The organism is Pseudarthrobacter siccitolerans (assembly GCF_001046895.1).
Classification (GTDB): Bacteria; Actinomycetota; Actinomycetes; order Actinomycetales; family Micrococcaceae; genus Arthrobacter; species Arthrobacter siccitolerans.
Genome location: NZ_CAQI01000053.1, coordinates 525,493 through 545,180, shown reverse-complemented (window position 1 = coordinate 545,180; position 19,688 = coordinate 525,493). Strand labels below are relative to the sequence as shown.

Sequence of the window (19,688 nt, the reverse complement as noted above, 5' to 3'; positions counted from 1 at the left end):
ACACAAACTGCTGCCGGCGCCGCTCCTCTGGCAGAGTATGGGCATGCTCACAGTTATTGGTGAAGGCCTTGTTGACGTTGTCCAGCGCGCCTCCGGGATCGAGGCGCACGTGGGCGGCAGTCCGCTCAATGTCGCGGTGGGCCTGGCCCGGCTGGACCACCCGGTGCAGTTCATCGGCCGCTATGGCCGGGACGCGTACGGCGATTCCGTCGCCGCGCACCTGCGCTCCAGCTCTGTGATGCTTCCGCTGGGCCCGGACGATCTTCCTACCAGCGTGGCCACCGCCCTGATTGACGACGACGGCGCCGCCACCTACACGTTCGACCTCACCTGGCAGCTTCCCGGCATCGCCGACCGCCTGGCCTTTATGCTGCAGGGCACCACCCTCCTGCACACCGGCTCCATCGCCACGATGCTCGCGCCCGGCGCCACGGACGTGCTGGCCGCCGTCGAATACGCCCACCCGCGGGCCACCATCAGCTTCGACCCCAACTGCCGGCCCAGCATCATCACCGACGTGGACTATGCGCGCCGCCACACGGAAAAATTCGTCTCACTCGCTGACGTGGTGAAGGCTTCCGACGAAGACCTCGCCTGGCTCTACCCGGACACGGATGTGCTGGACGCCGCCCGCCGCTGGCTGAACCTGGGCGGCAACGAGGGACCGGCCATGGTGGTGGTCACCCGCGGCGCGGACGGGCCGTGGGGGATAACCCGGGCCGGCGAGGCGCAGGTCCAGGCGCCCAGGGTTGAGGTGGCAGACACGGTGGGCGCGGGCGACTCCTTTATGGCAGCACTGCTGTCCGGCCTGGTGGACCGCGGCCTCGACGGCGCCCAGAACCGCAAGGACCTGCGCGAACTCCCGGCCGAGGGGTTGGGTGAGCTGCTGGCCCATGCTGCCCGGGCCGCCGCGGTGACCGTTTCGCGTCCTGGCGCCAACCCGCCCACGCGCGCCGAGCTGAACGGGTCTTCCACCGAGGGTTAGGTGTGATTCTCACAAACTTAGGTGTGAAACCGACAGAATGCTGTTAGTCTGGTTTCGCACCTAGAGAGAGTGAGCAACGATGCTTCTCGAAAGAGACCTCATCCAGTCCGTCGGCTTCCGCAACTTCACCGAGGGCGGGCGTGTGACCGGCTTCCAGTTCCGCGTCCGGATGCCTTCCTACCGCGGCATGGCCGCGTCGCTGATCGACGGCATTGCGGTCCGTGTGGGCAACATCGTCGACGTCGGTCCTGCCGTTCCGCTGTGGACCTTCGGCGGGCGGACCTACACGCTGCAGCAGCTCTGGGAAAGCGACGGCGTGCGCTGGCCCCTCGAGGAAGCTGCGGTGGTCACCGTTCCGTTCGACGGCGGCCTGCCGCGGGGCGTCCATGAGCTCACCATCGAACTGCGGCTGCGCATGTCCTATATTCCTGTGGAGCACCAGCCCACCGTCCACCGCGCCAGCCGCGCGGTGACGCTGGCCCCGGAGGGTGGTGCAGGCACCTTCCGTTACGGCGTTTCCCTCTACAGTTACATGGGCGACTACGGCACGGTCATGGACCTGGAGACTGCGTTGGCCTCCATCGCGGACGTCGGCGCCACCGGCGTCGAGATCCTCGGCGAGGGCCACGTCCCCGGCTACCCCGAACCTGCTTCCGCGTGGATCGACACCTGGTACAGCCTGCTCGAGAAGTACTCCCTGGAGCCCACGAACTACGGGTCCTGGATCGATACCCGGCTGCACCCGGGCCGGAGCATGACGGCTGCCGAGGGTGCAGAGGCGCTGCAGCGCGACCTGCGCCTGGCCCACCGGCTCGGCTTCGGCTTTGTGCGGCCCAAGATCGGCGTGGTGTCCAGCGACCTGGTTCCGGACCCCATCTGGACCGAATCGGTGGAGCGTTCCCTGGACCTCGCCCACGAACTGGGGATCACCATCTGCCCCGAGATCCATTCGCCCACGCCCATCAAGCACCCAGTTGTCGAGGACTACATCAGCCTCATCGAACGGACCGGAACCAAGAACTTCGGCCTGCTTATCGATACCGGAATCTTCCAGGACCGGCCCATCCCGCTGCGCGACGGCGAGACCCGCGAAACCAGGCCCGCGTTCCTGGACGGCATCGGCGTCGACCCGGCCGATTTCGCAGCAATTGCCCAGTATGTGGTGTTCGTCCAGGCGAAGTTCCACGACATCAACGACCAACTCGAGGACCAGCAGATTCCCTGGCTCCCCGTACTCAAGGCGCTCAAAGACGCGGGCTACACCGGCTACCTCTCCAGCGAATACGAGGGTGAGCGCACACCGTGGCGGGCCATCGAGCAGGTACGCCGCCAGCATGCCCTGATCCGCCGTATCGCCGCCGAACTTCCCTGACCCTTCCCGCCTCCCAGCAAAGAGAACAGACAATGCCAAACGGACTTCTCGACGATTCAAGCCTCCGCGCCCACCCGGACGGCCTGGCCCTGGCCCTGACCCTGCCGTGGTACCGGAGCCTGTGGCTCTCCTCGGTCTCCAGCCTGCGGCTCACCGTCGACGGGCAGGAAGTTCCTGCCGAGGACCTGGCCCTGGAACTTGGCGGCGTCCGCTACGCGCTCGCCGACCTCCCGGCCCAGAGCGAAACCCTCTGGTACCTGCAGGAGCACCCCCTGCTGGTCGCCAGGCGGGACACTCCTGTGGCCCTGGGCGGAAAGCACACCGTCCAGCTCATCGGGGAGCTGCGCCTGCCTTACATGCAGATCGCCCCGGGCCAGGACGGCGGCCCCGGGATGTACGTCCCCAACTTCGTGAACCAGACGCTCGAGCTGACTGTCACGGACAGGGCCGCTGCGGCTCCTGAACTGACGACGACGGTCACCCCGCCTCCGCCAAAGGCCGAGGACGATCCGTTCTCGCTCGGGCTCACCCTCTATTCGGCCAGCGCAGAGTTCCGGGCCGGCTGGTACGACTTTGACGGCCTTCTGAACCGCGTGGCGGAGCTGGGCATCGGCCCCGGCATCGAGATCGTGGCCTCCCAGGTCCTGCCAACGTATCCGCACGTCTCGGATGACTTTGCCCGTTCCTGGCAGCAGGCCTTCGACAAGCACGGTTTCACCGCCAGCTCCTTCGGTGCCAACCTGGACATGGGCCGGCGCCGCGACCGGGATATGACACCCGACGAGGAATATGACTTCACACAGACGCTCTTCCACGGGGCCAAGAAGCTCGGGTTCCCGCTGGTCCGTATCCAGAGCGCCAAACCGGACCTGCTGCGGCGGCTGCTGCCGCTCGCCGAGGACCTGGAGCTCAAGCTTGCCTACGAGATCCACGCACCACTGGGTCCCAACTCCCCGGAGATCATGAAGGTGCGCGACGTGTACGCGGAGCTCGATTCACCGCTGCTGGGCTTTGTGGCGGACTTCTCCTCCACCATGCACAGCATGTCTCCCACGCTCCTGCGGGCCGTCCGCCGTGCCGGGCTCGACGACGACGCAGTCCAAAAGCTGCAGGCCATCTGGGCCACCGATGCCCCGATGCGGGCGCGCCAGGAGGAGTTCATCGGCTACCTGCGGGCACGGGATTTCGATCCTGCCCGCCTTGGTTCCTTCGCGCACCTGGCCTTCAACATGCACGGCCATGTCAGCCCGAAAGAGTGGGCGGACATCATGCCCCAGATCATGCACGTCCACGCAAAGTTCTACGACATTGACGACCACGGCAACGAACCCGCCATCGACTATCCGGAACTCGTCCGCGTGTTCGTTGAGGGCGGCTACCGGGGCTACTGGTCCAGCGAATGGGAGGGCCACGCCTTCGCCGAGCTTGGCGAGGTGGATCCCCTGCTGCTGGTCCGCAAGCAGCACGACCTCATCCGCAAGAGCATGCGGTCAGCGCTGGCGTCAGCCTGATTCCCGGCGTTGCGCATCCACAGTGCCCGTCCGTTCATCCGGCCGGGCACTGTGGCTTTTAAGCCGCCGGGGGCTCTTAACTGCGGCCGCTAAGCCGAGGCTTGAGGAGCGTCCTTGGCGGCTGCGGCTGAGACGATATCGGCAGCCTCCTTGAACAGGCCCCGCATCCACTCGTGCTCCGAATCGCGGTTGTGCACCGGATGCCACCACAGGGCGTTCACCAGCGGCGTGGCATCGAAGGGGAGGGGGAGGACGCGCACACCGCCCACGCGGAGCGCGAACGGTATCAGCGCCGCCTGGATGAGCGCGATCCGGTTTGTTCCCACCACAAAATGCGGCAAGGACTGGAAGCTCTCCACCACCACGTCCACGCGCGGCTCAACACCGAGCTGCATGATCTGCCGTTCCGCCGAGGTTGACGCGGACCGGGTCTGGTACGTCATCACCCACGGAAGTTGGGCAATGTTTTCCATGGTGATTTTTTCGCCGACGGCGGCGTTGGACGTGGAAACGACCGCCACCCAGCCGTCCCGCCACAGGTCCAGGTAGGGGAGGCCGGAAAGGAACCCGTGCGGGATCACCATGCCGTCCACTGAACGGAGGCGGTTGGCTGCATCTTCCACCACCATCGGGTTGTGCAGCATGAACCGGAACCGGACGCCCGGCGCACGCTCGGCAGCAAGCTCGGAAACCACGCGGCCAACGGTGGTAAATCCGTAGTCGGAGCCGTAGATGGAGAACTCGCGTTCCGATTCCGCTGGCTCCCACGTGGCCTGGCTCTCGAAGACGCGCCGGGCCGCCTCCAGCGCCGTGGTGGTGTGCTCAGCCAACCGCAGGGCGAAGGGTGTGAGTTCATAGGCATTGCCGCGGCGGGCCAGGATGGGATCCCCAAAGTGGGAGCGGAGCCGCGCCAGCGAAGCGCTCAGCGCCGGCTGGCTGAGATGAAGCCGCTCGGCCGCCCTCGTCACGCTCCGCTCGGTGATGAGGGCATCCAGCGAGATCAGGAGGTTGAGGTCGAGCCGGGAAAGCAGGACATTATTCGTCACGGCACGTCGATCTTTCAACGGTGAACTTTCGTCCCGCCAGTGTATCAGCGGCATCAATAGAGCAGGTGCGGTGCATCACATCTTCCGATGCATAGGGCAGGCTTCCGCAGACCCCCGTGAAACTTATGTCTGGCATCCGCAATACTTATGTGCTTTTTCTGCACATCTCCTGCATACTGATGAGTGACCGGGGTCACGGCTCCCGGATATTTCGACAACGAAGTCAGAAAGGCTGGACATGACACAGCACCGTCGCTATTCAGGCCTCAAGGCCGGCGCCCTCGCCGTCCCCACCATCGCCGCCCTCGTCCTTACCGGCTGCTCGGCCTCCACCGGCAGCAACGCCTCCTCCGGAGGCTCGAAGGAATTTTCGCTGTCCTTCGCCACCTCCAACACCATCGAAAGCCCCTTCCAGGTGCTCGCCGAGAAGTACATGGAGGCGCACCCGGACGTGAAGGTCACGTTCAACCCGCAGCCCAACGACTCCTACGACCAGACCCTGCGCACCCAGCTCCAGGCAGGCAACGCCTCGGACATTGTGGTGACCTCGCCGGGCAGCGGCCAGGGACGCAGCATCCTTCCGCTTGCGGAGGCCGGGTTCCTGGAGCCCTTGGACGATTCCGCCAAGGAGCTCCTGCCTGAGGGGAGCGCCAGCAGCTTCGGCCCGGAGGGCAAGGTATTCGGCCAGGCAACGGCCATTACGGTGTCCGCCTTGGTCGCGAACGAGGCCGCGGTTAAGGAGGCCGGCGAGTTCCCCGCGGACTTTGCGGCTCTTGAGCAGCAGTGCAAGGCCCTTGAGTCGTCCGGGAAATCCCTCTTCGCCCTTGCCGGCGCGGCGCCTCCAAACACAGGCCTGACCGCGATGTCCCTGGCAGCCTCCCGCGTCTACGCGGAAGACCCCCGGTGGAACGACAAGCGCGCCGCCAATGAGGTCACGTTCGCGGGCTCGGACGGCTGGAAGTCGGCGCTCGAAGCAGTCAACACCCTGAAGGACGCAGGCTGCTTCCAGAAGGGCGCCGCCGGTGCCGGTTTTGACGCCATTACCAAGGGCCTTGCCAGCGGTACGTCACTGGCAGGATTCATCCCGGCAACGAGCTGGAAGCAGCTGCAGTCCGCCGCTGCCGGCTCCGAATTCGGTGTGCGCGCACTGCCGGCTGAAAAGGGCTCGGGCAGCGACTACGTCTACGCCAGCGCCAACTACGCCTTCTCCATTAACGCCGCCTCCAAGAACAAGGACGCCGCCAAGGCGTTCCTCGCCTGGGCTGCCGAACCGGAGCAGACCAAGGCGTTCGCAGAAATCGACGGCGCCCTGCCGGTCAGCGGACTCGACAGCTACGACTTCGACGGCGGCGCGTACAAGAACGTCGGCGACCTGATCAAGGACGGCAAGTACGGCCCGCTGCCGAACATTCAGTGGCCGAACTCCGCCGTCTACGACGCGCTGGCCACGGGGGTCCAGGGCATCATCACGGGCCAGAAGAGCCCCGACCAGGTCCTGCAGGCCATGGACGCCGCCTGGGGCCAGTAGCGTTTTTCACCATCAACGTTCCGACCACTCAAAGGGACAAGCAAGGATTACCATGACTGCGACGATGCAACCGAAAAGCGAAGCAGCAGAAGCACCCCGGCGAGGCAGGCGCACTCCGGGGGCGGGCCAGAACGCCCGCTCCCGGGGCCGCGGCCTGGAATTCGGACACTGGTGGTGGGCCCTGCCCGGGATCGCCCTGGTGTTCGCCATCCACTATGTGGCAACCGGGATCGGCGGATTCTTCGCCTTCACCAACTGGACGGGCATCGGCGCGTTCAAGATCACGGGCTGGGCCAACTTTGAGGCCATTTTCAAGGACCCCACAAAAGTCGGGGCCCTCTCCAACACCCTCTTCCTGGCCTTTGGCTCGGTTCTGCTGGGCAACATCGCCGGGCTGGTCATCGCGCTGGGCCTGAACCGGGTCCTCAAGACGCGCTACATCCTCCGGACCCTGTTTTTTATGCCGGTGGTGCTCAGCCCGCTGGCAACGGCCTACATCTGGAAATACATCTTCGACTTCGACGGTCCGCTCAATGCCCTCCTGACGGCAATAGGCGCCGGCGACCAGGCCAAGCCGTGGCTGGCAGACCCGCAATGGGCCATCTGGACCGTCCTGGTGGTGCTGGTCTGGTCTTCCACCGGTTTTGCCATGGTGATCTTTATGGCCGGCCTGGCCGGTGTCCCCGCGGAAGTGGAGGAGGCAGCGGCCATTGACGGCGCCAACCTCTGGCAGCGGTTCCGCAACGTCACCCTGCCCGCCATCCGTCCCGCCGTCGCCATCGCCACCACGCTGGGAATCGTCCAGGGACTGCGCGTCTTCGATCCCATCATGGCGCTCACCGGCGGCGGACCCGCCGGGGCAACGGAAACCCTGGCCACCCAGGTCTACAAGCAGGCGTTTGCGCTCGGGAACTTCGGGGGCGGTGCCGCCCTGGCCCTGGTGCTCGCAGCCATCATCCTGATCTTCGCCGTACTCCAGCAGCGGCTGACGCGTTCGAACCCTGAGGACTAAGCCATGTTCCGCTACACCAAACTCACCCTGCTCCGCGAAATCGGCCTGTGGGCGCTCGCCCTGATCTTCCTCACTCCGTTCTACTTCCTGGTGACAACTGCCCTGAAGCCGGACGCCGAGCTGTTCACCACCTCAGCCCTGGCTCCGCCCAAAAGCCCGGACTTCAGCAACTTCATCGACGTCCTCACCGCCACCGGCAACTCCAACGTGGTGATGGGCCTGGTCAACAGCGTCATCATCACCGCGGGCAGCATCGTGGGACTCATCGCCCTCGGCTCCATCACCGGCTACGTCATCTCCCGCAGCACCCGCCGCTGGAGCAAGGGTGCGTACTACCTCTTCCTCGTGGCCATCATCCTTCCCGGCCAACTCGGCGCCGTCCCGCTCTACATGGGTGCACGGGCCCTGGGGCTCACCGGATCCGCATGGGGCCTGATCGTCCTCTACACCGGAATGCTCCTGCCGCTGTCGATCTTCCTCTACGCAAACTTCTTCCGCGGCCTCGGCACGGACTACGAAGAAGCGGCCACCATCGACGGCGCCAGCAAGTCCCAGATCTTCTCCAAGGTGGTGTTCCCCATGATGGCTCCCGCCACCGGAACGGTCACCATCTTCGCCGGGCTCATCGTGTGGAACGACTTCTTCACATCGCTGATCTTCCTGGGTGGCTCCGCCAACCAGACCCTCCCGGTGGCCATGTACTACTACATCGGCTCCCTGGTCTCCCAGTGGAACTCGATCTTCGCCATTGTCATCGTGTCCATGATCCCCATCCTCGCCCTGTTCCTGTTCGCCCAAAAGCGCTTCATCCAGGGCTTCTCCGGCGGCCTGAAGGGCTGACCGGCTAGCCAGCCCGGCCGGAAACCGCCAGGCACCAAGCCGCACCAGCGGCCTGCCGTGATCCTTTGCGCCCAAAAGCGGGTGCATCGGCGCACAGGCGCCGCCCCGCCTTCCTACTGACCACTCTCAACTACCCAGGAGCCACGCATGTACCAGCTCGCGCCCAACATCGACCTTTTGTTCTCTGAAGCAGGCACCAGCGCCGCCGACCGTGTCCGCGCCGCAGCCGCCGCCGGCTTCGACGCCGTCGAAATGTGGGGGCCCAGCGGCAAGGACATTCCCGCCCTCAAGGAAGCCCTCGAGGAAACCGGTGTCCAGCTCACCGCCCAGCTGGCAGAACCGCGGATGCAGTTCATGATCCCGCCCAAGGACCACGCGCCGTTCTACGCCGGACTGGATGCCGGCGTCGAAGTGGCCCGCCAGCTTGGCTGCCCCCGCATCGTGGTGGGCAGCGGCACCGGCTTCGGCGGCCGCAAGCGGCAGGACCAGCTGGACGAGCTGATCGCAATCTTTACCCAGGGCACAGCGCACATCGCAGGTTCCGGCATCACGCTGGTCCTCGAGCCGGTGAACATCCGTGTTGACCACCCCGGGGCTCTCCTGGACCGCACATCCGAAGCTGTCTACATTGCCAAGGGAGTCAACTCGCCCAACTTCGGGGTCCTCTACGACCTCTACCACTCCACCGTCGAGGGCGAGGACGTGGCCGCGGAGCTCGCCAACGCCGGGGACCTCATCAAATACGTGCAGGTCGCCGACGCTCCGGGCCGCGGCGAGCCCGGCTCCGGCTCCATCGACTGGCCCGCCCGCTTCGAGGACCTGCGGACCAGCGGCTACGCCGGCCCCATCGGCCTCGAGTACTACCCCACCATCGACTCGGCAAAGTCGGTGCGCCGCATCCAGGAACTGGTGGCGGGGCGGTGAGCGGTCACCGGTATCCCGCCGCAGTTGACGTCGCCATCGTCGGCAGCGGTCCCACGGCTTCGGCCTATGCGCGGATCCTCAGCGAGGAAGCCCCCGGTGCCACGATCGCGATGTTCGAAGTGGGCCCGACTGTCAGCAATCCGCCCGGCGCGCACGTCAAGAACATCGAGGACCCTGATAGCCGCAGCCTCGCCCAGCGGGCGTCGGAGGGTCCCGGTGCCGGTGCTGCAACAGTGAATTCGCCGGGCGCCGTCAAGAGCGGCGAACGCCGTGCGCGCCCTGGAACTTACCTGCTGCAGGACGGCTACGCCTTCCCGGGCGAGGACGGCATGCCCGTCGCGGCCATGTCCAGCAACGTGGGCGGGATGGCCGCCCACTGGACCGCCGCCTGCCCCCGCCCGGGCGGCAAGGAACGCATCCCGTTCCTGCCGGACCTGGAAGAGCTCCTTAACGACGCCGACCGCCTTTTGGGCGTCACCACGCACGCTTTTGATGGTGCCCCGTTCTCGGACCTGGTCCGTGAACGACTCGCCGCGGTCGTGGATCAGGGCCGCACGCCTGCCTTTCGGGTCCAGCCCATGCCCCTTGCTGTACACCGGCGGCAGGATGGCGCCCTCGTATGGTCCGGCTCCGACGTCGTCATGGGGGAGGCCACCCGCGATAATCCGCAGTTTGAACTGTTTGATGAATCGCTGGTGACCCGTGTGCTGGTGGAGGACGGCACTGCTGCCGGCGTCGAAGTCCAGGACCGCCGCAGCGGTGACACTTATCAGGTGGCGGCCCGTTACGTTGTGGTGGGGGCGGACGCCCTGCGCACACCGCAGCTGCTGTGGGCGTCCGGGATCCGGCCCGACGCCCTGGGCCGCTACCTGAACGACCAGGCGCAGGTGGTGTTCGCGAGCAGGCTCCGCGACGTCCAGCCCGAGGACGCGCCGGCAGCGGCCAATGGTGCCCTCAGTGAGCAGAGCGGAGTGGCCTGGGTTCCCTACACGGACGAGGCGCCCTTCCACGGCCAGATCATGCAGCTCGATGCTTCCCCGGTTCCCCTGGCCGATGATGATCCCATCGTCCCGGGCTCCATCGTGGGGCTGGGCCTGTTCTGCGCGAAAGACCTGCAGCGTGAGGACCGGGTGGCGTTCGACGACGATACCCGCGACTCCTACGGCCTGCCCGCCATGCGCATCCACTACCGGCTGACCGAGCGGGACCACGTGGTACTGGACCGGGCCAGGCAGGAAATTGTCCGTCTGGGCAAGGCGGTGGGCGAACCGCTGGACGAGCGGCCCTTCGTCCTGCCGCCGGGTGCGTCGCTGCACTACCAGGGCACCACGCGGATGGGTGAGACGGACGACGGCGAGAGCGTCTGTTCGCCGGACAGCCAGGTGTGGCAGGTCCCCGGCCTCTTTGTGGCCGGCAACGGCGTTATCCCCACCGCTACAGCATGCAATCCCACCCTGACGTCGGTGGCGCTCGCCGTGCGCGGCGCCCGGAAAATCGCTGAAGAAATCACCAGCTCTTTACTTATGTCCGAATCAGACAATAGACTGTCTAAATAATGAATAAGTGCCGGTAGCGCGGCCACTTTTCTTTTCACTCACCGGCAAGGCATGCCGCAGACAAGGAGGTCTCGATGATCGCCGACCGCATAATCGAGCAGGGAACACTGACCACCCAGGACGGCCGCACCGCCGTCGAAGTCCGGATCCCCTGGTACCGCGCCCTTCCGGGCTCATGCATCGCCGGCGCAGCACTGACGGTTGACGGCGTTGCCGCACCGGCGGCCTCGCTGCGCTGGACCATGAACAACCGCACGTTCAGCTTTGAAGAGCTCGTGGATGAAACCGGCGAGTGGTGGTACCCGCTGGACTCAGCCGTCCTTTCCGGCGACCTTCCCGTCAGGGATGACAACGCGCAGCACGAAGTGCGGGTGGACCTGAAGCTCTACATCCCCTACATCATCACCGACCACGGCGTGCTGCACATCGAAGAGCACGACACCAAGACCATGAAGGTGGCACAGCGATGACCAGCCTCGGCACGCCGATCCAGGGCGTCACCCTTTACAGCTTCACCCGGGCTTTCCACGCCCGCCAGTACGACCTTGACGGCCTCATCCGCAAGGTGGCGGCTGAAGGTTTCGGCCCGGGCCTTGAGGTTATCGGGTTCTCCAGCCTGCGCGGCTTCCCGGACCGCGTCGATGACACCTTTGTGGGCCAGTTCCGCGACCTGGTGGCCGAGGTGGACCTCGTCCCCACGTCGCTGGCGGTCAACGTTGATACCGGCATCCGGCGGGACCGGCTGATGAACCACGACGAGCTGGTCGAATACATGCGCCAGCAGATCGAGGTGGCCGCCAGGCTCGGCTTCCCGATCGCCCGCGTGCAGATCTCGCTGACTCCCGACGCCATGGAAAGCCTGCTGCCCGTGGCCGAAAAGTACGGCGTCACCCTGGCCCTCGAAGTCCACGCGGACCAGCACGGCGCGCACGAACGCGTCCTCGCACTGCGCGACCGCTACGAAAAACTCGATTCCCCGCTGCTCGGCTTCACCGCCGACTGGGGTGCCACCGTCACCGGTTTTGCCCCCTCCCTGCTGGAGGCCTACCGCCGCCGCGGTGCTTCGGAGGACCTGCTCCGGCAGGTGGTTGAGCTGTGGGACGGCTTCCATGCAGAAGGACCGCCCAACAACCAGAAGGTCCACGGCGAACGCTTCGGCGCCTTCATTGGCCTCGCCGCCCGGAACGGCCGGCCGGACCTGGGTATCGACTTTGGCATCAACGGAACGGGACTGTTCGGCCCTGCACCCCTGGACACGTGGCTGGAAATCATGCCCTGGGTCCGGCACGTGCACGGCAAGTTCTTCGGCATCGACGAAAACGGCGAAGAGCCCTCTGTGCCGGTGCGCAGCCTGGTCCGGCAACTCGTGGAAAACGGCTACTCCGGTGCCATCTCCAGCGAATACGAAGGCTGGCACTGGAACAACTGGCAGGACCCCTTCGAGATCATCCGCGGCGAGCAGGCCGTCCAGCGTTCAGCCGCGGCCAATGCCGGTTCCGCCATGATCACCGACGCAACCGAAGCCCGCCGCATCCTCAGCAGCCACCTCGCCCAGCCCGTCCGCGGCTGAAACAAAAGGAACTAATAACATGTCAGAAGGCATCGCAGGCTCGGGCATCGAGCTTGGCATCACCCTCTATTCACTCACCTCCGAATTCGCCGCCGGGCTCTACACCCCGGAAACCCTGATCAAGGCCGTCGCCGACGAAGGCCTCGGCCCGGGCGTCGAATTCAACATCGCACAAATGCTGCGCACCTACCCGGACGTGGACGAGGATTTCGTCCGCCTGTGGCGCGACAGCATGGACCGCTACGGCCTGACCCCCAGCGCCGTGGGCACCAACCTGGACATGGGCCGCCGTAAAGACCGGGACATGACGCCGGACGAGGAGTTCGACTTCTTCGCCAGGCAGCTCAAGACCGCCAACACGCTCGGCTTCAACAAGATCGTGATCCGGTCCGCGGGCAAGGAACTGCTCCGCCGGCTGCTTCCGCTGGCCGAGAAGTACGACCAGAAGCTCGGCTACGAGATCCACGCGCCCCAGGGCCCGAACGATCCCAAGATCCTCCAGATCCGCGAGATGTATGAGGAGCTCGGCAGCGACCGGCTGGGCTTCACGGCAGACTTCAGTTCCACCATGCACAGCCTGTCGCCCACGCTGTTCCGCACCCTGACCCAGATGGGCCTGCCCGAGGAACACTTTGCCGTGATGCAGGACATCTGGCGCAAGCCGCTGCCCATGCAGGAGCGGAACCAGGAGTTCGAGGACTACCTGCGCGAAAACAACTTCGATCCCGCCCGGCTGGGCCCCTTCACCCGGCTGGCGTTCAACATGCACGGACTGGTCCCGCCGGAGGAATGGCTGGACATCATGCCGCAGATGTTCCACGTCCACGCGAAGTTCTACGACATCGACGAGAACGGCAACGAGCCCGCCATGGACATCCCGCGCATCGTGCGCCAGTTCGTCAAGGGCGGCTACCAGGGATTCCTGTCCAGCGAATGGGAAGGCCACGCCTTCGCCGACCTCGGCGAATCGGACCCCGTCGACCTGGTGAAGAAGCAGCACGCACTGATGCGCCGCGCCATCGAAGAATCCGTCGTTCCGGCCTAGGGGGTCCAATGCCTGCCATCGATACCGACCTCACAGCAGAGGTGGAGCGCCTGCGGGGCGAACTCGCTGAAGCGCTGAAACTGGCCCGCCGGGCCAACGACAGGGGCGACATTGAGAACCTGTTCAACCGCTATATGTACCTGCATAATGCCTTTGAGGATGAACAGATCATCCCGCTGTGGGTGAAGCCAGGCACTCCCGGCATCCGGGCGAGATACACCAACGCCGGCCAGTACACGGACTATGAGAGCGTCATCCGCTACCACCAGGGCCGTCCCCGGCCTGAGGGCAAGCTCATCCTGCATTACACCACCACCCCGGTCATCGAAGTGGCCGCCGACGGCAACACGGCCAAGGGCATCTGGATCATGACCGGCAACGAGTCCGGCCTGACCGACCCTGAAGTGGCCAAGGACAGCCCGGACTACATGTATTCGCCGGGCGAGGTGCAGGGCAAAAAGGTCTGGGCCCACTGGGTCTGGTGTAAGTACGCTGTGGACTTCCTGCGCCAGGACGGGGAATGGAAGATCTGGAAGTTCCGCTGCTACGAGCTCCTGAGGGCACCGTTCGAGGAAAACTGGATCAGCTTCGCCGAGAAGAACCAGCATGCCTTCGCCCTGGACCTGATGTACTTCGGCGACGACGGCAAGCCGGTGTTTATGCCGCCCGCCGACGAACCCGTTCCGCAGGAATACCACCCGTACAGCCCGTCAACCCGGCAGACGCTGGATCCCCTGCCGCCTTCACCCCACGACACCTTCGTCGACACGTTCAAGTAAGGAAAGCCATGGCAACTCACAACTCCCTGTTCCAGGATGCCGACGTCCGCAGGCACCCCGAGGGCATTTCGGTGTCCGTCCAACTGCCCTGGTACCGCAGCCTCTGGCTGTCCGCCGTGGACGATGTTGCGGCCACCGTCAACGGTGTGGCGATCCCCAAGGAAGCCCTCCGCTTCGAACTGCAGGGCAAGTCCTACTCCATCGCGGAGCTGCCCGAGCAATGGGAAACCCTGTGGTTCGTGGCAGACAAGCCGGACGTCATCATCCCCCTGGACCGCATCCCCGACGCGGGCGAGGAGATCGACGTCGAAGTCATCCTCACCCTCCGCCTGCTTTATATGCAGATCGCGCCCATGCGCTACGTCGGAAACCGGGTGGCGGTTGACCGCAAGGTCGTCCTGACATGACAACCCTGCGGGTGGCCATGATCGGTTATGGCTTCATGGGCGCTGCCCACTCCCAGGGCTGGCGGACCGCACCGCGCGTGTTCGATCTGCCGGCTGAACCGGAAATGGCCGTCATCGTGGGGCGGAACGCCGACGCAGTGGCGGACGCAGCCCAAAAATGGGGCTGGGCTGAGTCCGCCACGGACTGGCGCGAGGTGATCGCCCGTGACGATATCGACGTCGTGGACATTGTCACTCCCGGCGACTCCCACGCCGAGATCGCGATCGCAGCCCTTGAAGCCGGGAAGCACGTCCTGTGCGAGAAACCGCTGGCCAATACGGTGGCCGAGGCCGAAGCCATGGCTGAGGCTGCCGGGCGGGCCGCCGCCCGGGGCGTCCGGGCGATGGTGGGATTCACCTACCGCCGGGTTCCCGCCGTCACGTTCCTGCGGAACCTGATCGCCGAGGGCACCGTCGGGACCATCAACCAGGTGCGTGCCTCGTACCGGCAGGACTGGCTGGTGGACCCGGAGATGCCGCTGGCCTGGCGCCTGCAGAAGGAACATGCCGGCTCCGGGGCCCTGGGTGACATCGGCGCCCACGCCATTGACCTGGCCCAGTTCGTGACCGGGCTGAACCTCGAAAAGGTCTCCGGCACCATCGATACCATCGTGAAGGAGCGCCCACTTCTGGAGGATTCCGTCTCGGGTTCCGGGCTCTCCGGCACTGCCGGTGCCGGCAAGGGCCAGGTGACGGTGGACGACATCGCCATCTTCACAGGCAGGTTCGAATCCGGTGCGCTGGCATCGTTCGAGGCCTCACGCTTCGCCACCGGCCGGAAGAACGCGCTGCAGATCGAAGTCTCGGGTGACAAGGGCGCACTGGCCTTCGACCTCGAGGACCTCAACAGCGTGCAGTTCTACGACCGGACGGCACCCGCGGACCGCCAGGGCTTCCGAAAAATCCTGGTCACCGAGGCGGAGCATCCCTACGTCTCGGCGTGGTGGCCGGCCGGGCACATGCTCGGTTACGAGCACGGGTTCTCCCACCAGGTCAAGGACCTCGTGGAAGGAATCGTGGGCGGCACCGACCCGCATCCCACGTTCGCTGACGGGCTGAAGGTGCAGCAGGTGCTCGACGCCGTCGAGCGCAGTTCCGAGAATGAGTCCGCCTTGACGCGCGTCGCCGCCAACGTCCCGGCGCAGGTTTCGTAGGAGGGGAAACACATGGCACGACCAATTACCCTGTTCACCGGCCAGTGGGCCGACCTGCCGTTCGAGGAGGTGGCCCGGCTCGCCGGCGAGTGGGGCTACGACGGTCTGGAAATCGCCTGCTGGGGCGACCACCTGGACCCCTGGCGCTGGGACGACGACGCCTATGTCCAGGAAAAGCTCGACATCCTGGAACGCCACGGCCTCAAAGTGTGGACCATTTCCAACCACCTCAAGGGCCAGGCCGTCTGCGATGACCCCATCGACGAACGGCACCGCGGCATCCTGCCGGACAACGTCTGGGGCGACGGCGACCCTGAAGGGGTGCGCCGCCGCGCCGCCGAGGAAATGAAGAACACCGCCCGGCTCGCCGCCAAGCTCGGCGTGAAGACGGTGACCGGCTTTACCGGCTCGTCCATCTGGAAGTACGTGGCGATGTTCCCGCCGGCCTCCGAAAAAATGGTGGACGCCGGCTACCAGGACTTTGCCGACCGGTGGAACCCCATCCTGGACGTCTTTGACGAGGTGGGCGTCCGTTTTGCCCATGAAGTGCACCCGTCCGAGATCGCGTACGACTACTGGACCACCCAGCGCGCGCTGGAGGCGATCGGGCACCGTGAGGCCTTCGGGCTGAACTGGGATCCGAGCCACATGGTGTGGCAGGACATCGACCCCGTGGGGTTCCTCTGGGACTTCCAGGACCGCATCTACCACGTGCACTGCAAGGACACGAAGAAGCGCCTGACCAACGGGCGCAACGGGCGGCTCTCATCCCACCTGGCGTGGGCTGATCCGCGCCGCGGCTGGGACTTCATCTCCACGGGCCACGGCGACGTGCCCTGGGAGGACGCCTTCCGGATGCTGAACTCCATCGGCTACCGCGGCCCGTTGTCCGTGGAGTGGGAGGACGCCGGCATGGACCGCCTGGACGGCGCCCCCGAGGCACTGGCTTTTGTGCGCAGGCTCTCCAGCTACGAGCCCTCGGCGGCAGCCTTCGACGCCGCCTTCAGCACGAAGTAGCTCAGCACCAAGTATTTCAGCACAAAGTATTTCAGCACAAAGAACGGCCGGTCCTGGAACTCCAGGACCGGCCGTTCTTCGTTGGTTGAGCTTCAACCAACGACGCCTTGGGCCACGGGTGCTGCCTCAGCGAGGGCCGCCTCGGCCAGTGCAAGATGCCGCCGGGTCATGTCCGTAGGATCGTCCTGCAGCCACTCGTGGCCGCCCCACTCACTGGTGAGCGTGCCGCTGAAGCCGTTGCGGCCCAGGAGGGCGCCCAGGTCCCGCAGCGGCTGCGACACCCGCCCGCCGTCGTCGTCCAGGTCCCAGAACTTCAGGTGGAAGGCGCCCGCCATGGGGAGGATGCCCTGCAGGTCCGCCGCGTCACTGCGGCCGAAACGGATGAGCAGGTCCATAAAGAGGGTGTGGATCCTCGGGGGCACGTTTCCTGAGCGGAGCAGGGCGGTGACGGCGTCGATGGTGGACGGGTCGCGCCAGTCATTCTCCAGCCGCCCCACGAAGTCCTCAGGCAATCCGCCCCGGCGCAGCTCCTCCAGGTAGCTGACGGGAAGGGCGGGCATCAGCATACTGATGTCCACGAGCACCCTCACGTGGTCATCCCCGAGAGCATCTATGGCATCGAGGGCAGGCTCGACGGCGGCGCTGCCGGGGGCCTGCTGCCCCTGGATTTCCTCGTACAGCACCAGGTCGAGCTCATGCAGCAGCGGCTGGACGAGCGTGAGCAGGTCGGTGCCGGCCTGGCCGATCGGGAGCCGGATGCCGGTGGCTCCCACGCGGTGCGCGGCATGGAGCTGGGGAACCAGGAAATCCAGGCGTTCCTGCAGGGGACGGCGTTCCGTTGGTGTGAAGTCATCCAGGCTGGCCCCAACGATGCTGACAGACCCGCCCTTTGCCGCCAGGGCATCCCGCAGCTCGTCGACTTCGGCGGCGCGCGGAGCGGGAAAGGACCGCCACACCAGTCCGGGCTCGAGTTCGATCGTCTGCACCACAGAATCTGCGATGCCGGTGACAATGTCCTGGGCCGTCCGGCGGGCGGCGATGATGTCCGGGGTCCAGTTGAAGGAGCTGGCGCACAGCGTCCAGCTGCCAGGAATTTGGAGGGCCATAAGGCGTCTTCCCCTTTATGCTTGTTAATGACAAACTTATGTCAGATTCAGGATAAAGGATGGAAGGCATGTTGGGAACCGCTGTGCGCGAGGATGCGCTGACCGCCACTGCCGAAGGTTTTGAGCTCCGCATAGGCCTGCCGTGGATCCGCTCGATGCCGCTCTCGAGCATCGCCGGCCTCGCGGTGGAGGTGGACGGCGTTCCGCTGGCGCCGGGGAAACTGGCAGTAATGCTGGGGTTGCGGCGCGTGTCCCCGGGCGCCCTGCAGGAAGAGCAGGGCTGGTGGTTTGTGCAGGACAGGCTCGTCCTGGCAGGCAGGCGCGGGCTGTCCCGCGGGACGCACGCCGTCGCCGTCGACTTCCAGCTGATGGTGCCCTACCTGCAGGCGCGGCCCGGCTCGCCGCTGGTCCTGCCGTTCCATTTGGAGGCCCGGCTGGAACTGGACGGAAAGGCGGTCCCCAGCGCCTCCCTCGACGTCGCCTGAGCCCGCGCGCCGGGTGCTGATCCTAGGCGGGAACTGCAACCCGTTCCGGTGAGGGGCGGCCGTCAGCAAACCAGCGCGGGAAGGTGACATCGAAGAGCTGCTCGCGCGCCAGTTCCGCGCCACCGCGGAGGGGTTCGCGCTCGTCGGCCACGGAGAGGGTGATCGTCAGGTCGCGGGTGGCAAGCGGCAGCGACAGTTCGTAGACGCGCTGCCGCACTTCGGCCAGGAATACCTCGCCGGCGGACCCCATGGCGCCGCCGATGACGATGACGCTGGGGTTGAACATGTTCACCAGGGCGGAAATGGTCTCGCCCGCTACGCGCGCCGACTTTTGAATCAAGGTGATGGCCAGGGGATCGCCGGACCGGACCGCCAGGGTGATCTCCTCGAGGGTCAGTGCCCTCTTTTTCACTACCGCGGCCATGGAGCTGCTGGCGCCGTCCTTGATGGCTTGTTCCGCATCCCTGACCAGGGCCCAGCCGCTGGCCACGGCTTCCAGGCAGCCGACCTTCCCGCAGCGGCACTGCGCGGTGGAATCCAGGACCCGGACATGGCCGATGTCCCCGGCGGCGCCGTTGGCACCCCGGTGGATCCTGCCTTCGGACAGCAGTCCTGCACCGATTCCGGAGCCGATCTTGCAGTAGATCAGGTCCGCCAGGGAATCGCGGCGGCGGGCACGCTCTCCGAGGGCCAGCAGGTTGACGTCGTTATCCACCCAGACCGGCGCGTTGAAGCGCTCCTCGAAGGGGGTCCGGACGTCGAAGCCGTTCCAGCCGGGCATGATGGGAGGCGACACGGGCTGGCCGGAGGCAAAGTCGACCGGACCGGGAAGGCCAACCACCACAGCCCAGACGGGCACGTTGGAGTCCTTCTTCAGCACGTCGTCCACGAGGGCCATCACTGCCTCAATGGTCTTCTCGGGACCCCGGGAAATGTCCCAGGCGCGGTGTGTGTGCTCCAGGACGTCGCCGTCGAGCGCCGTCAAACCTACCCTGATATGGGCCGCTCCGAGGGCACAGATGATGATCCGCCCCTGCTCGGCGCGAAAGCGCAGGGTCCGGGGCGCGCGGCCGCCGGAGGAGGCGCCGAATTCCCCCTCGCCGAGGAAGCCGAACTGGATGGCCTGATCCACGCGCTGGCTGACAACACCCCTGCCCAGGCCTGTGACCTTGCCGATTTCGGGGCGGGTGGTTGCCTCGCCCGTCCGCACCAGGTTGACGATCCTCAGGAGGCTCGTCACTTCATCGGTCTGGGCTCCGAAGCGGAGGGTGGACTCTGTCGTCATAGTTTCCAATTCTCACACATCTAAGCC

General features: G+C 65.8%; 19 protein-coding genes. 16 read left to right on the top strand and 3 right to left on the bottom strand.

Translation table 11 applies throughout. The features are described 5' to 3' along the window. Positions 1-43 precede the first annotated feature (43 nt). From ARTSIC4J27_RS19645 to ARTSIC4J27_RS19635, 3 genes are all read left to right on the top strand, one after another. Positions 44-985 carry a carbohydrate kinase family protein gene (locus ARTSIC4J27_RS19645; RefSeq protein WP_050056965.1) on the top strand — a complete coding sequence of 314 codons (942 nt, stop codon included), beginning with the start codon at positions 44-46 and terminating at the stop codon, positions 983-985. Between the two features lie 79 nt (positions 986-1,064). Continuing rightward, positions 1,065-2,357: a C-glycoside deglycosidase beta subunit domain-containing protein gene (locus tag ARTSIC4J27_RS19640; RefSeq protein WP_050056852.1), complete on the top strand. Its 1,293-nt coding sequence runs from the start codon at positions 1,065-1,067 to the stop codon at positions 2,355-2,357. A 32-nt stretch (positions 2,358-2,389) separates the two neighbouring features. Then, positions 2,390-3,868, top strand: coding sequence for a C-glycoside deglycosidase beta subunit domain-containing protein (locus tag ARTSIC4J27_RS19635; protein WP_050056851.1), 1,479 nt, complete (start codon positions 2,390-2,392; stop codon positions 3,866-3,868). Positions 3,869-3,957: 89 nt separating this feature from the next. Here ARTSIC4J27_RS19635 and ARTSIC4J27_RS19630 read toward each other — a convergent pair whose 3' ends face one another. Then, positions 3,958-4,914, bottom strand: a complete 957-nt coding sequence (locus ARTSIC4J27_RS19630; protein ID WP_050056850.1) for a LysR family transcriptional regulator — start codon at positions 4,912-4,914, stop codon at positions 3,958-3,960. A 238-nt stretch (positions 4,915-5,152) separates the two neighbouring features. On the opposite strand from ARTSIC4J27_RS19630, the gene ARTSIC4J27_RS19625 reads away from it, so the two are divergent. The 12 genes from ARTSIC4J27_RS19625 (at position 5,153) to ARTSIC4J27_RS19570 (ending at position 16,785) form a co-directional block, all read left to right on the top strand. Beyond that, complete coding sequence (locus ARTSIC4J27_RS19625) at positions 5,153-6,442, top strand: ABC transporter substrate-binding protein (RefSeq protein WP_050056849.1); 1,290 nt, start codon at positions 5,153-5,155, stop codon at positions 6,440-6,442. Between the two features lie 52 nt (positions 6,443-6,494). Then, positions 6,495-7,454, top strand: coding sequence for a carbohydrate ABC transporter permease (locus tag ARTSIC4J27_RS19620; protein WP_050056848.1), 960 nt, complete (start codon positions 6,495-6,497; stop codon positions 7,452-7,454). A 3-nt stretch (positions 7,455-7,457) separates the two neighbouring features. Further along, a complete protein-coding gene (locus ARTSIC4J27_RS19615; protein ID WP_050056847.1) occupies positions 7,458-8,294 on the top strand; it encodes a carbohydrate ABC transporter permease in 837 nt (278 codons plus the stop codon). Between the two features lie 147 nt (positions 8,295-8,441). Further along, complete coding sequence (locus tag ARTSIC4J27_RS19610; RefSeq protein ID WP_050056846.1) at positions 8,442-9,218, top strand: TIM barrel protein; 777 nt, start codon at positions 8,442-8,444, stop codon at positions 9,216-9,218. Further along, entirely contained in the window at positions 9,215-10,774 is a 1,560-nt protein-coding gene (locus ARTSIC4J27_RS19605) for a GMC oxidoreductase (RefSeq protein ID WP_050056845.1), read from the top strand. Before ARTSIC4J27_RS19610 ends, ARTSIC4J27_RS19605 begins: the two co-directional genes overlap by 4 nt. A gap of 74 nt (positions 10,775-10,848) precedes the next feature. Then, positions 10,849-11,244 carry a C-glycoside deglycosidase beta subunit domain-containing protein gene (locus ARTSIC4J27_RS19600; RefSeq protein WP_050056844.1) on the top strand — a complete coding sequence of 132 codons (396 nt, stop codon included), beginning with the start codon at positions 10,849-10,851 and terminating at the stop codon, positions 11,242-11,244. Beyond that, a complete protein-coding gene (locus ARTSIC4J27_RS19595; RefSeq protein WP_050056843.1) occupies positions 11,241-12,344 on the top strand; it encodes a sugar phosphate isomerase/epimerase family protein in 1,104 nt (367 codons plus the stop codon). Before ARTSIC4J27_RS19600 ends, ARTSIC4J27_RS19595 begins: the two co-directional genes overlap by 4 nt. 19 nt (positions 12,345-12,363) lie before the next feature. After that, positions 12,364-13,389, top strand: a complete 1,026-nt coding sequence (locus tag ARTSIC4J27_RS19590) for a sugar phosphate isomerase/epimerase family protein (protein WP_050056842.1) — start codon at positions 12,364-12,366, stop codon at positions 13,387-13,389. Between the two features lie 8 nt (positions 13,390-13,397). Then, complete coding sequence (locus tag ARTSIC4J27_RS19585; protein ID WP_050056841.1) at positions 13,398-14,168, top strand: nuclear transport factor 2 family protein; 771 nt, start codon at positions 13,398-13,400, stop codon at positions 14,166-14,168. A gap of 8 nt (positions 14,169-14,176) precedes the next feature. Continuing rightward, positions 14,177-14,575 carry a C-glycoside deglycosidase beta subunit domain-containing protein gene (locus tag ARTSIC4J27_RS19580; protein ID WP_050056840.1) on the top strand — a complete coding sequence of 133 codons (399 nt, stop codon included), beginning with the start codon at positions 14,177-14,179 and terminating at the stop codon, positions 14,573-14,575. Further along, positions 14,572-15,768 (top strand): Gfo/Idh/MocA family protein, encoded by a 1,197-nt coding sequence (locus ARTSIC4J27_RS19575; RefSeq protein ID WP_200900859.1) that lies wholly within the window; start codon positions 14,572-14,574, stop codon positions 15,766-15,768. Before ARTSIC4J27_RS19580 ends, ARTSIC4J27_RS19575 begins: the two co-directional genes overlap by 4 nt. A 12-nt stretch (positions 15,769-15,780) precedes the next feature. Further along, positions 15,781-16,785, top strand: a complete 1,005-nt coding sequence (locus ARTSIC4J27_RS19570; RefSeq protein WP_050056839.1) for a sugar phosphate isomerase/epimerase family protein — start codon at positions 15,781-15,783, stop codon at positions 16,783-16,785. Positions 16,786-16,877: 92 nt separating this feature from the next. Here ARTSIC4J27_RS19570 and ARTSIC4J27_RS19565 read toward each other — a convergent pair whose 3' ends face one another. After that, the gene (locus ARTSIC4J27_RS19565; RefSeq protein WP_050056838.1) at positions 16,878-17,891 is read right to left on the bottom strand and encodes an apurinic/apyrimidinic endonuclease family protein; all 1,014 of its coding nucleotides are present in this window, start codon (positions 17,889-17,891) and stop codon (positions 16,878-16,880) included. A 68-nt stretch (positions 17,892-17,959) separates the two neighbouring features. On the opposite strand from ARTSIC4J27_RS19565, the gene ARTSIC4J27_RS19560 reads away from it, so the two are divergent. Continuing rightward, positions 17,960-18,376 (top strand): C-glycoside deglycosidase beta subunit domain-containing protein, encoded by a 417-nt coding sequence (locus tag ARTSIC4J27_RS19560; protein ID WP_050056963.1) that lies wholly within the window; start codon positions 17,960-17,962, stop codon positions 18,374-18,376. A 22-nt stretch (positions 18,377-18,398) separates the two neighbouring features. Here the strand turns inward: ARTSIC4J27_RS19560 and ARTSIC4J27_RS19555 are convergent, their stop codons facing one another. Then, the gene (locus ARTSIC4J27_RS19555; RefSeq protein WP_050056837.1) at positions 18,399-19,661 is read right to left on the bottom strand and encodes an ROK family protein; all 1,263 of its coding nucleotides are present in this window, start codon (positions 19,659-19,661) and stop codon (positions 18,399-18,401) included. Between the last annotated feature and the right edge of the window lie 27 nt (positions 19,662-19,688).